Source organism: Devosia sp. J2-20, assembly GCF_055808475.1.
Genome location: NZ_CM147870.1, coordinates 2726061 through 2738417 on the forward strand (window position 1 = coordinate 2726061; position 12357 = coordinate 2738417).

Sequence of the window (12357 nt, forward strand, 5' to 3'; positions counted from 1 at the left end):
CCAGCGAGACATCATGAACACCAAGACCCTCCGCAATCTGCGCGTCGTGCTGTGGTCACTTGTTGCCATTGTAGCAGTGGCGGCCACCGCGCTTTACGTATTCCAGCCCCCTGCCCGCCCGCTGGGCATTACCGGGCAGGAATTCGCGCTGAACTCGACCCGCGGCGGCGCCTTCACCCAGGACGATCTGATTGGTCCACCCAGCCTGATCTTTTTTGGCTATACCTTCTGCCCCGATGTCTGCCCCACCACGCTGGCCGAAACCACCGCCATCCGTGATGCGCTGGGGCTGACGCCGGAGCAGTTGCGCATCATCTTCGTGTCGGTCGACCCCGAGCGCGACACGCTCGAGATGGTCAAGGAATATGTCGAAGGTTTTGATCCGGGCGTGATTGGTCTGGTCGCCAGCAGCCTGGAACAGACCGAAAATGCCAAGGCCGCCTTTGGCGTGTTCTCTGAAAAGGTCGGCGAGCCCGGCGACCCCTATTATCTGGTCAACCACACCGCCCTGACTTTCCTGGTCAATGCTGATGGCACGTTCCAGGGCACGATTTCCTATGAGGAAGATCGGGACACTGCGACCGCCAAGGTCAAGCGTCTGGTCGGACTGTGAGCGAGCGCATCCGCCTCGATCTGGCGCTTGAACAGCGTGGTCTGCTGCCCAGCCGGGCGCGGGCACGCGACGCGATTTTGCGCGGCACCGTCACCATTAATGGTGTCACGGCGGTCAAGCAGAACCAGATGGTGGGCAAGGACGACAAGCTTGAGCTGAGCGATCCGGCTGCCAATTACGTCTCGCGCGCCGCTCTCAAGCTGGTCGCCGGGCTCGATGCTGGCGCCATCGACCCCAAAGGCAAGATCTGCGCCGATATCGGCTCATCCACGGGCGGCTTTACCCAAGTACTCATGGAGCGCGGGGCAGCCCGCATCTATGCCGTCGATGTCGGCCATGACCAGTTGCACCAGCGGCTCAAGGGCAGCGATCGCGTGGTCAGCATGGAAGGCGTCAACGCCAAGGATCTGACGGCAGAGGCCATTGCCGAGCCGATCGCCCTGCTGGTCTCCGATGTCAGCTTCGTTTCGGTCACCAAGGTTCTGGCAGCACCTTTGGCGCTGTGCGCGCCCGGCGCCGATGCCGTCATCCTGTTCAAGCCGCAGTTTGAAGTGGGTCGGCGCAATGTGGGCAAGGGCGGCATCGTGACCAGTCAGGAGGCCATCGATACGGCCCTGACCGAAATGGTGGCCTTTATGCGCGAACAGGGCTTTGCCCACCGCCTGTCGATCCCCTCCCCCATTACGGGCGGCGACGGCAATACCGAAACGGTCGCGATTTTCAGCAAGACTGCAGGCTAGTTCCGCTCGAACCCGAGGGCGCCTTCACGGCCGGTCTGGCCGCGGTGACGCAGATAGTGGTCGGCCAGCACCAGCGCCATCATGGCCTCGCCCACTGGCACGGCACGGATGCCGACGCAGGGGTCATGACGGCCCTTGGTGATGATATCGGTGTCTTGGTTGGTCGTGGTCACGGTCTGGCGTGGGGTCAGGATCGATGAGGTCGGTTTGACGGCAAAGCGGCAGACCACCGGATCGCCATTGGAAATGCCGCCCAAAATGCCACCGGCCTGATTGGACAGGAAATAGGGTTTGTCCGCACCCGCCCGCATCTGATCGGCATTGTCGACGCCGGTCAGGCTGGCCGATTCAAAGCCGGCACCGATTTCCACCGCCTTGACCGCATTGATGCTCATCATGGCCGAGGCCAGATCAGCGCTGAGTTTGCCATAGATCGGCGCGCCCCAGCCTGCCGGCACGTTTTCGGCGACCACTTCGATAACCGCGCCAACCGAATTGCCTTCCTTGCGGATACCATCGAGATAGTCGGCCCACAGCGCTGCGGCCGTCGCATCGGCGCAGAAGAAGGGGTTTTCGCCGACCTGATCCCAGTCGAAATTGTTGTAGTCGATCTTGTGCGGACCAACCTGCACCAGGCTGGCACGGATGGTGATGCCGCCGAGCACCTGACGCGCAATGGCGCCAGCGGCCACGCGCGCTGCGGTTTCGCGCGCCGAGGTGCGGCCACCACCGCGATAATCGCGCACGCCATATTTCTGGTCATAGGTATAGTCGGCATGACCGGGACGGTATTTGTCGCGGATGTCCGAATAATCCTTGGAGCGCTGGTCGGTGTTCTCGATCATCAACGAGATGGGCGTGCCAGTGGTACGCGGCCCGTCGGTGCGTTCATCTTCGAACACGCCGGAAAGGATGCGAACCGCGTCGGCCTCGCGACGCTGGGTGGTGTATTTGGATTGGCCGGGCTTGCGACGGTCCAGATCGCGCTGAATGATCTCGGGCGTCAGCGTCAAGCCGGGAGGGCAGCCGTCGACAACCACGCCAAGGGCTGGCCCATGGCTCTCGCCCCAGGTGGTGAAGCGAAACAGATGTCCAAATGTATTGAATGACATGGCGCGGTCCCGGATGTTGTCGACGTTCTAGGGGCCTATGGCCGAGTGGTCAATCAACGTGCCGACTGGCGTTGTGCATCCCACGTATTGGCAGCCGAGTGCAGCGCCATCTGCCGACCGGTGAAATGGGCAATCACCCCCTGCGGCGGCGGCCAGTTGAGCACATCGGCCCGCTCGGCGCCCTCGACCAGATGGCGCAGCACGCGCAGCACACCGCCATGAGCGACAACCACGGCGTTTTGCGTCAACTCCTGCGCGAAATCGAGCAGGCGATTGGCCACATCATCATAGTTTTCGCCGTTTTCGGGCCGGAAGTGCCAGTAGCTGGCATCGCGCTGGCCCGGCGCCTGAGCCATTTCCGCGCTGAGATCGGCGTGCAGCCGGCCTTCCAGATCGCCGAATGAAATCTCGATCAGCCGCTTGTCGAGAATGACAGGGGGCAGCTCGATATCGAAAGCGGCGCGCATGCGGTCCATGGTTTCGGACGCGCGGCTGAGCGGGGAGGCAAACCAGTTCAGCGATGTGGGATCAACACCATCGCGTTCGAGCATTTCGCGCAGCAGAATGCCATTGGCATCGGCCTGCAACTGCCCGGTCCTGTTGAGCGGAATGTCCTTGCTGCCCTGGTAGCGCTGTTCGCGGTTCCAGTCCGTTTCGCCGTGCCGGGCAAAGTAAAAATCCGGCCATTGAAAGGTCGTCATGCTCAATCCCGCTCTCGCCAGTGCGTACTGGCGTTTGTTGGCCCCAGATGATGGGCAGTTTCGGCGCTGGCGCTGGCGCCCGGTTGACAGGCAGCACCACGCCGATGACAGCGACGCCAGTACCAAATTAGTGGATCTTGCTTCTGACACCACCGGCCAGAGCGACTGGCAGCTATGTGGTACCACCAGCAGAATTGATATTATGTCGTACTGGAGTCGTTGGCCCGCTTGTGGCACATGGCAACCTGATGGGGCAAGATTGCCGCGCGTTTCGAGATCACCAGACAACGGAATTTCAATGTCAGTTTCCGCCGCCACCATTGTCGACCAGCTCACGGCCCTGCTTGGTGCCAATGCCGTGATCGGCGAGCCGGGACAGATGGGGATCTATCTGCACGAGCCGCGCAAGCGCTTCCACACCGGGGCCGCCGCGGTGGTCATGCCCAGTTCGATCGAACAGGTGCAGGCCGTCGTGCGCTGGGCCAACGCAGCCGGCGTCGGCATCATCGCCCAGGGCGGCAATACCGGTTTGGTCGGGGCGCAGGTGCCCCTGCGCGGCGACGAAGTGATCATCAGCATGGCCAAGCTGGACCGAATCCGCGCCGTTGATACGGCCGCGGGCACCATGACCGCCGAAGCCGGGGTCATTCTGGAAAATGCCCACGCCGCTGCCGAAGCGCAAAACACCATCTTCCCGCTCTGGCTGGCCTCCCAGGGCTCGGCGCGGATTGGCGGTCTGCTGGCCTCCAATGCCGGTGGCGTCAATGTGCTGGCCTATGGCAATGCGCGCGAGCTGACCATGGGCGTCGAGGCCGTCATGGCCGACGGGCAGCTCTATCAGGGGCTGAACTCGCTGAAAAAGGACAATACCGGCTACGATCTGCGCGATCTGCTGGTGGGCTCGGAGGGCACGCTGGGCATCATCACGGCAGCCACGCTCAAGCTGTTCCCCAAGCCCGAAGACTACGAGACCACCATCGTCAACATTGCCGGGCCCGAAGCGGCGCTACCGCTGTTTGAATTGCTGCGGGCACGCATTGGTGGCCGGCTCAACGCTTTTGAGCTGGTGCCCCATATCGGGCTGGAAATGCAGCTCAAGCACGGATTTCTGGATTCAGACCCCACTGCCGGGGCCTCGCCCTGGTATGCGCTGATCGAAGTGGCGCGCATGCAGGGCGGCGAGGCAGGCAGCCTGATGAGCGCCATCGAGACCGCCTTTGCACAGGGCCTGATCGACAATGCCGTGTTTGCCGAGTCGCTGGCTGACCGCACCCGCATGTGGTCGTTCCGCGAACAGATGAGCGAGGTGCAATCCAAGGAAGGCGCCTCGATCAAGCATGACGTCTCGGTGCCGATTGCCGCGGTGCCGCAACTGATCGCCGAAGGCATTGCAGCGGGCGAGCGCATTTCGCCGGGCATTCGCGCCGTGCCGTTCGGGCATATGGGCGATGGCAATATCCACTTCAATTTCAGCCAGCCCGAGGGCGCTGATCCCAAGGCGTTCATGGCCGAATATGACGAGAAGCTGCACGAGGCGATCTACGAGATCGTACTCAAGCTGGGCGGTTCAGTGTCGGCCGAGCATGGCATTGGCCAGCTCAAGGTGGACCTGCTCAAGCAGGTCAAGGATCCCGTGGCGCTCTCGCTGATGCGCACCATCAAGACTGCGCTTGATCCCAAGGGCATCCTGAACCCCGGCAAGATGCTGGGCTGACGGTTACAAAATGGTGCCGTCTTGTCCCCAGCGGCAAAGCGGCCCATCTATTGCGCCATGTTGCTCAATATCGCCTTTCTCGACGACGCCACCCGTCCCCCCGCCCCCAGGCTTGAGGGCCTGACCGACGCCCAGCGTCAGCCGGGCCAGCATCTCAAGATGATCCATGATCATCTGCGCGATAACATGGCCACCCTGGGCAAGCTGATCGCGCGCGCCAGGGCCGGTAGCATCACGCCCGCCGAGATCGCGGCTGAAACCGGCGATCTGGCAATGGTCTCGAACTATCGCCGCTTCGGCAATCTGTGCGGGCAGTATTGTCAGATCGTGCACACCCACCATTCCATCGAGGATTACGCGATCTTCCCGGCGCTGGCCGAGCAGGGTCCGGTATTCAAGGCCATTGCCGAGCGGCTGCAGGCCGAGCATGTGGTGGTCCATGAATTGTTGCTGGCGCTGGTCGACGCGCTCAACGCGCTGGCCGGCGAGCCAACTCAGGCGCGGTTTGAGGAAACCCGGGAAATCTATCAGGCACTGGAGCGCGTGCTGCTGTCTCACCTTGGCTACGAGGAAGAGGCCATGGGCGACGCGCTGGGCTATTTCGATATCGGGGTTTAGCGGGTCGAACGGGGCGCGGTTTACCCTGCCCCACCCCTCCCTGCCTCCCCCTCACAGGGGGAGGTATGGCTTAGTGGTTGTGGTCAGATATTGCCCAGAGAGTGGCGCCCCACCTCCCCCTATCAGGGGGAGGCTAGGTGGGGGTATCCCCCAGATATCCCTTAAAACAGATCCAGCTGCCCGCCGCCGCCAGCGACCTTGCGCACCGGTTCCGGCTTTTCCACCGTCACCGGCACAATCAGCCCCGGATCATCATCGCGCGCAGAATTCACCCGGGTCGACACCGGATGATATTTCAGCGCCCCATCGGGCAGCGGCAGCGCCAGTTGGGCGGCGGTGTTGGCGCGCACATCACGCACGTTGAGCCAGTCATCGATCGCCTGCCCTTCCAGGATCGCAGGCATGCGATGATGGATGGGCGCGAGCTGGCCATTGGTCGGCACCGTGATGGTGGCGAGGCTATCGATCTCTTCGCCCTCGGGGCCACTCCAGGTGGCGTAGAGCCCGGCCAGCGCCATGGGCCGGTCGTCCTCGAAGGTGATGTAATAGGGCTGCTTGGACTTGTCGGGATTGGTGTGCCACTCGTAATAGCCACTGGCGGGAATGATGCAGCGGCCATGCTTGAGGGCATCGCGGAAGGCGGGCTTTTCGCCCATGGTTTCCACCCGCGCATTGACCAGCAACGGAAATTCGCGCGGATCCTTGACCCAGCGCGGCACCAGACCCCAGCGCGCAAAATGGCCCTCGCGGCGACCGCCCTCTTCCCAGATCGCGGCAACGGGCTGGGTCGGGGCGATATTGTAGCGCGGCACCATCTCGATGTGATTGAGCAGCTTGAACAGCTCTTCCATCATTTCAGGTGGCAATGTGGAGGCATAGCGTCCGCACATGTTCGATGTCTCCCAATTGGCCAACAACAGGTAGTGTGTGAACCAACGAATCGCAATTGGACGCCCAAACCCGTGACCGACAAACTCCCCAATGCCGCCAGCGTGGCTCTGGTGCGCGATGGCAAGGTGCTGCTGATCAAGCGCGCCTATGAACCCTACAAGGATTTGTGGACCCTGCCGGGCGGCCGCATTGAGCCGGGCGAGACCATCGAGCAATGCGCAGCGCGCGAAATCACCGAGGAAGTGGGCATCACCATCCGCAATCCCCGGCCGGTGATCCTGCAGGCGCTGGGGCGCGACGAGGCCTTCATGCTCCAGGTATTCGTGACGGGCGACTTCACTGGCAAGGTGACGCCCTCCGACGAGGTTGCCGATCATCTGTGGGTGGATCCAACGGCGCTGATCGCCTTTCGCACGACCAGCCGCCTTGATGACGTTCTCGCCAGGGCCTTCGCAGTGCTAGGGCAAAGCTGATACAGGAGGCCGGTATTGTTGCGGACCGCCATGAAAAACCTGCGCCAAATTGCCATCACCGCCTGTCTGCTCGTGCTGGGCGCCCTGCCCGCGCTGGCGATTGATCCGCCCTATCAGCGGCAGATGGAGCGCCTCTCGGAGATTATGGGAAGCCTGTATTTCCTGCAGCCGCTATGCGGCACCAACCGGACTGACTGGCGCGCCCAGATGGCCGATCTGATCGCGCTGGACCAGCCCGATGAGGACCGTCGCCAGCGGCTGGCCGGTGCTTTCAACGAAGGCTACACCGCCTATGCGCGGTTCCACCGGGCCTGCACCCCGGCTGCCAGTGCGGCGCTGTCGCGCCTGCTTGATGAGGCCGAACGCACCGCCCGCGACATTCACACCCGGTTCGCAGAGTAGTCCGGCTCTGCTATGGGTTGGATACAAACGCGTACGACTTGTTAACCTTCGGGTTACTTCTGCCGCGCCCACCGCAACAGCCTGTGCTACCCGAGGTGTTATGACGACGAGCAAGACCATGTTTGCACCCGCTTCGGGCCTGGGCGTTTTCGACCGCGAAAGCGGCGAGCGTCAGATCGCGCTGGAATATCTGGCCGAGGCCTGGAACGAAGCTGAAGAAGATGGTGTGCAGAGCGGCTCACTGGCCCATGCATCGCTGTTTGCGGCGCTGGCCACACTGGTCAAGCTGCACGGCGACGAAGCCGCTGCCGACCTAGTCGCCATGCTCCCCGACCGCATCCGCTCGGGCGAATACAACCTCGACAAGATCCTGCAGTAGGCCGTTCGAGGCCTTAGAGCGTTCACTGAAATTCAGTGACCCGGACGCGGTTTGCGACCCCATTTCAGACATTCAGGCCGATAAGCCTTGACGCTGAAACAAGCCGCTCACCACCCACCGCGCGTCACCCTCGGGCTTGACCCGAGGGTTCTTCACTGACGATCCCATCCCAGAACTCGCGCCGCCTCTGCCCCTGCCGAAACCATGAAGTACAGTACCCTCGGCTCAAGGCCGAGGGTGACGACAGGTGGGAGAGCGGCCACGCAGCGACTTAACTAGAACTCGTTCCAGTCTTGCTTGATGGCCGCATTGCCGTTCACCGCATAGGCCTTGGCAGCGTTGCCGGCGCGATACTGCTGCGACTTGATGTCATTTGCGGTCTGTTTGGGGGCCACTGGTTGCGCATGCCTTGCCGACGGTTTGGCGACAGTCTCGCGATGTTCAACGGTGAAGACTTCGACGATCTGATCCAGCTCGCTGGCCTGCGTTTCGGTCTGCTCCAGAGCCGCGTTCATTTCCTCGACAAGCGCCGCATTGTGCTGGGTCATTTCGTCCATATCGCGAACTGAAGTGCTCACCTCGACTATGGCAGTTGACTGTTCTTGGGTGGCGTGAGCGATCTCGGTGATCAGCTCGCTGTTCTGACGAACGCTTTCGACCATGTCGTTCAGCTTGGCTGCGGCAGTAGAGACCAGCTTGGAGCCCGACTCCACCTCTTCGGCAGAACGCTCGACCAGAACTTTGACGTCCGAGGACGCACTGGCCGCTGACTGTGCCAGTCGACGCACTTCCACTGCGACCACGGCAAAACCTTTGCCGGCGTCCCCCGCACGGGCCGCTTCTACCGAAGCATTCAGGGCTAGCAGGTTGGTCTGGAAGGCGATATCATCAATCATACCGATGATGTTGGAGATCTTGGCAGAGGATACTGAAATCCGCTCCATTGCCTGATTTGCTTCGCCCATAACCACGCCTGTGCTGCTAGCGGCTTCGGACACGGCAAGAGAACGGGTGTTTGCCGCCTCGCTACGCTTGGCATTTTCCTGCACCGTGGTGGAGAGCTGCTCCATGGCAGCGCTGGTTTCTTCGATGGCGGCGGCCTGGCGGGTCGTCCGGTCTGCCAGATCATTGGCGCCCGACAGGATTTCGCCCGTCGCGGTCTTCAGGATTGCCGAGGTTTCGCGCAGCTGGGACATGATGCTGGCGAACTTTTCCACCGTATCATTGAAGGCAAGGCGCACTTCATCAAGTTCGCCCACTAGCGGAGCGTCGATGCGGGTGGCCAGATCGCCCCCGGCAAGCCTTGATAGACTTGCCCCGATAGTGACTACAGCAGCCTTGCGTGCAGTAATGTCGGTTGCGTATTTGACAACTTTATAAGGGCGGCCATTCATGTCAAAAATCGGGTTGTAGCTCGCCTGGATCCAGACCTCCTTGCCCCCTTTGCCAAGTCGCTGGTATTCGGCAGCCTGATATTCGCCGCGCCCCAAAGCTCTCCAAAACTCGCTGTACTCTTTACTTCTGGCAAAGTCGGGTACAGCGAACATGCTGTGATGCTGACCCTTAATCTCTTCCAGCCGATAGCCCATCGTCGCACAGAAATTCTCATTGGCGGTTAGGATGGTCCCGGACAGGTCAAACTCAATCACCGCTTGTGACTTCGAGATGGCGGCGAGCTGGCCTCTATAATCAGCATTGGCGAGTTTCTGTGCCGTAACATCGGTCGCAATCTTGATGACCTTAAAGGGCTTCCCTGCTGCGTCCAGAACCGGATTGTAGGAGGCCTGTATCCAGACTTCTTTGCCACCATTGCCGATGCGCTTGTATTCGGCAGCGTTGAATTCACCGTTGCGGAGCCGCGCCCAGAACTCTTGGTAATCTGCGGACTTCGCGTATGAAGGCTCCACAAATATGCTGTGGTGCTTGCCCTGGACGTCATCAAGCTCATAGCTCATTGCCGCCAGAAAATTGGCGTTGGCGGTAAGGATGGTGCCATCGAGATTGAACTCGATAATCGCTTGTGAAGCCGACAGCGCGGCGAGCGTCGCGTGGTCATCCGTTGCTATTTTTCTTTTGGTTCGCGATGTGAACAGTGCCATGGAGCCTTCCGCCTCGTGCATATAAGCAACTCGCTTATGGAGCATACGCACTAATTAATTCCTAAGCAGAAATTATTGTTTGAGGCTGGCTTGAGGCGACGCTGCTCGCCTGCAGACAGTCTGCTAGCATCCCAAACCGACGAACGATTTGCGGTATCCGGCCGATAGAGTGGTGTTGCTGTGGTGGACATGGTCGCAACGCTTGATGTTACCACCGCTCAACGCCACGGCTCACATAGTGCCCGACAGCCTTCTTCCGGCCTCAAATTTGATCGCTGTCTGCTTAACGAACTGACCGCCCTAGTAGCAGACTGTCCGCTACCCGAACCCGACGAAGCGCTATGCGTCCTGTGGCAGTGCTTCCAAGAAGCTGATTGGCTGGCCGGTTGAGGGCGTCACCAGTTCGCCCTGCCACATCACTATCTTGCCGCGCACAATGGTGCCCACGGGCCAGCCGGTGACCGTGACGCCGTCATAGGGCGTCCAGCCGGCGCGGCTTTTGACGTCGGCATTGCGGATGGTTTCGCGGCGCTTGAGATCGACAATGGTGAGGTCGGCATCATAGCCCACCGCAACACGACCCTTTTTGGCGATGCCGAACAGGCGGTTGGGGCCGGCGCTGGTCATGTCGACAAAGCGCTGCAGGCTGAGTTTTCCGGCATTCACATGGTCGAGCATGATCGGCACCAGGGTCTGCACGCCGGTCATGCCGGAATGGCTGGCGGGGTAAGGGTGATCCTTTTCCTCGCGCGTATGCGGGGCATGATCGGACCCCAGAATATCGGCGACGCCATTGGCCACCCCCGCCCAGATCCCCGCGCGATGCTGGGCATCGCGGACGGGGGGGTTCATCTGCACATAGGTGCCCAGCCGATCATAGGCGGTCTCATCGAGCGTGAGGTGATGCGGGGTTACCTCGACGCTGGCGACGTCCTTGTGATCGGCCAGATAGACCATCTCTTCGGCAGTCGAAATATGCAGCACATGAATGCGCTTGCCGGTCTTGTGGGCCAGACCCACCAGCCGCTTGGTGCAGTTGAGCGCTACTTCGGGCGAGCGCCAGACCGGATGGCTCGATGGATCGCCCTCGACGCGCAGGCCCTTGCGTTGCTCGAGCATGAATTCGTCTTCGGAGTGGAAGGCGGCACGGCGCGAAATGGCATTGAGGATAGCCTCGACGCCATCGTCATCGGCCACCAGCAGTGAGCCGGTGGAACTTCCCATGAACACCTTGATGCCAGCGCAACCGGGCAGTCTTTCGAGTTCGGCCAGTTCGCCGACATTCTCGTGCGTGCCGCCAATATAGAAGGCGAAATCGCAATGCATGCGATTGGTGCCGGCGGCAATCTTGGCCTCAAAGGTTTCCCGGCTGGTGGTCAGCGGGTTGGTGTTGGGCATTTCAAATACGCCCGTCACGCCGCCCATGACGGCGGAAAGGGAACCCGATTGCAGATCTTCCTTGTGGGTCAGGCCCGGCTCGCGGAAGTGCACCTGGGTATCGATGACCCCGGGCAGGATGTGCAGGCCGGTGCAGTCGACGGTTTCGATGGCGCTATCGCCCGACAGATCGCCCAGCGCCGCAATGGTGCCATTGCGCACCGCCACATCGGCCCGGCCTTCGCCATCGTGATTGACCAGTGTCGCGTTCTTGAAAATCGTGTCGTACTGCGCCATGTCTCTGGTCCTGCCGTTCCCCGTGTTAGCCCGGTTTAGCGGAGGCAGCGACCAAGAGGCAAGCGACCATGACCACCCATCTGCGCGCCGACCGTGCCGTATTCCGTTTTTCGGGCGCCGACGCGCATAAACTTCTCAATGACGTCGTCACCGGTCCAATACCCGCCTCGGGCGCCGGAGATGGCGAGCCGGCCGCCGCGTGGGCGCTGCTCTCGCCCCAGGGCAAGATTCTGGCCGAGGGCCTGGCCGGCCATGCCGAAGACGCCATCTGGGTGGACGTGCATGAATCGGTCGCCGACGATTTTTTCAAGCGCATGAAAATGTACCGCCTGCGCGCCCAGGCGGTGATTGACGATCTGCGCGAGAGCCACCGCGTCGGCTTTGCCCAGGATGCGGAACCGGCAGGGATCCGTCACACCGATCGCTTTGGCCCGCTCAATATCGGCTGGCGCGTGATTGCCCCGGTCGAGGCCACCAGCGACTGGGTTCAGAACGATGCCTTCTATCAGGCAGAGCGTATCGGCGTCGGCATTGCCCATCAGGGCAATGACTTCGCGGCCAATGAGGCCTTTGCCCATGATATCGGGCTCGACATTCTGGACGGCATCGACTTCGCCAAGGGCTGTTATGTCGGTCAGGAAGTGGTCTCGCGGATGAAACATCGCGGCACCGCCCGCCGCCGCCCGGTGATCGTATCGGGCATTGAGGGGCCTGCCGGTTCGCCCGTAATGGCCGGGGGACGCGAGGCTGGCCAGATTGGTGCTGTCGTGGATGGGGTGGCGGTTGCCATTGTCCGGCTCGACCGCATCACCGACCTGTCAGCCGTGACGGTTTGCGACAAACCCGTGACGCTGAATCTGCCGGTCTGGGCCGCATACACGTTTGGCGAATCGAGTGCCGATGAGTAGCGTTCAACGCTAACAGTCTGCTAACCAATTGGG

General features: G+C 61.5%; 13 protein-coding genes. 8 read left to right on the forward strand and 5 right to left on the reverse strand.

The genetic code is table 11. The features are described 5' to 3' along the window. The first annotated feature begins 13 nt into the window (after window positions 1-13). Both AC0L37_RS13290 and AC0L37_RS13295 read left to right on the forward strand, forming a co-directional pair. On the forward strand, window positions 14-613 hold the full coding sequence (locus tag AC0L37_RS13290; RefSeq protein WP_282220855.1) for an SCO family protein: 600 nt from the start codon (window positions 14-16) through the stop codon (window positions 611-613). Then, complete coding sequence (locus AC0L37_RS13295) at window positions 610-1353, forward strand: TlyA family RNA methyltransferase (protein ID WP_212658776.1); 744 nt, start codon at window positions 610-612, stop codon at window positions 1351-1353. Before AC0L37_RS13290 ends, AC0L37_RS13295 begins: the two co-directional genes overlap by 4 nt. On the opposite strand, the gene aroC is transcribed toward AC0L37_RS13295, so the two are convergent. After that, window positions 1350-2465 carry a chorismate synthase gene (aroC, locus tag AC0L37_RS13300; RefSeq protein WP_269368208.1) on the reverse strand — a complete coding sequence of 372 codons (1116 nt, stop codon included), beginning with the start codon at window positions 2463-2465 and terminating at the stop codon, window positions 1350-1352. The two genes, AC0L37_RS13295 and aroC, sit on opposite strands and share 4 nt — an antisense overlap. 53 nt (window positions 2466-2518) lie before the next feature. After that, on the reverse strand, window positions 2519-3166 hold the full coding sequence (locus tag AC0L37_RS13305; RefSeq protein ID WP_212658778.1) for a histidine phosphatase family protein: 648 nt from the start codon (window positions 3164-3166) through the stop codon (window positions 2519-2521). Window positions 3167-3464: 298 nt separating this feature from the next. Here AC0L37_RS13305 and AC0L37_RS13310 point away from each other — a divergent pair, with 298 nt between their 5' ends. Together AC0L37_RS13310 and AC0L37_RS13315 are read left to right on the forward strand one after the other, a co-directional pair. Beyond that, on the forward strand, window positions 3465-4880 hold the full coding sequence (locus tag AC0L37_RS13310; RefSeq protein ID WP_282220854.1) for an FAD-binding oxidoreductase: 1416 nt from the start codon (window positions 3465-3467) through the stop codon (window positions 4878-4880). Window positions 4881-4901: 21 nt separating this feature from the next. Further along, window positions 4902-5498, forward strand: coding sequence for a hemerythrin domain-containing protein (locus AC0L37_RS13315; RefSeq protein ID WP_282220853.1), 597 nt, complete (start codon window positions 4902-4904; stop codon window positions 5496-5498). Between the two features lie 161 nt (window positions 5499-5659). Here the strand turns inward: AC0L37_RS13315 and AC0L37_RS13320 are convergent, their stop codons facing one another. Further along, entirely contained in the window at window positions 5660-6388 is a 729-nt protein-coding gene (locus AC0L37_RS13320) for an SOS response-associated peptidase (RefSeq protein WP_282220852.1), read from the reverse strand. Window positions 6389-6460: 72 nt separating this feature from the next. Between AC0L37_RS13320 and AC0L37_RS13325 the strand changes: the two genes are divergently transcribed. From AC0L37_RS13325 to AC0L37_RS13335, 3 genes are all read left to right on the forward strand, one after another. After that, a complete protein-coding gene (locus AC0L37_RS13325) occupies window positions 6461-6862 on the forward strand; it encodes an NUDIX hydrolase (RefSeq protein WP_282220851.1) in 402 nt (133 codons plus the stop codon). 15 nt (window positions 6863-6877) lie between these two features. Next, window positions 6878-7264, forward strand: a complete 387-nt coding sequence (locus tag AC0L37_RS13330) for a TIGR02301 family protein (RefSeq protein ID WP_282220850.1) — start codon at window positions 6878-6880, stop codon at window positions 7262-7264. Window positions 7265-7364: 100 nt separating this feature from the next. Further along, window positions 7365-7643 (forward strand): hypothetical protein, encoded by a 279-nt coding sequence (locus AC0L37_RS13335; RefSeq protein WP_348984692.1) that lies wholly within the window; start codon window positions 7365-7367, stop codon window positions 7641-7643. 275 nt (window positions 7644-7918) lie between these two features. On the opposite strand, the gene AC0L37_RS13340 is transcribed toward AC0L37_RS13335, so the two are convergent. Together AC0L37_RS13340 and AC0L37_RS13345 are read right to left on the reverse strand one after the other, a co-directional pair. Continuing rightward, entirely contained in the window at window positions 7919-9742 is a 1824-nt protein-coding gene (locus tag AC0L37_RS13340) for a methyl-accepting chemotaxis protein (RefSeq protein ID WP_282220849.1), read from the reverse strand. 339 nt (window positions 9743-10081) lie between these two features. Next, window positions 10082-11416 (reverse strand): dihydroorotase, encoded by a 1335-nt coding sequence (locus tag AC0L37_RS13345; protein ID WP_282220848.1) that lies wholly within the window; start codon window positions 11414-11416, stop codon window positions 10082-10084. Between the two features lie 68 nt (window positions 11417-11484). On the opposite strand from AC0L37_RS13345, the gene ygfZ reads away from it, so the two are divergent. Continuing rightward, a complete protein-coding gene (gene ygfZ, locus AC0L37_RS13350) occupies window positions 11485-12324 on the forward strand; it encodes a CAF17-like 4Fe-4S cluster assembly/insertion protein YgfZ (RefSeq protein WP_282220847.1) in 840 nt (279 codons plus the stop codon). Window positions 12325-12357 lie beyond the last annotated feature (33 nt).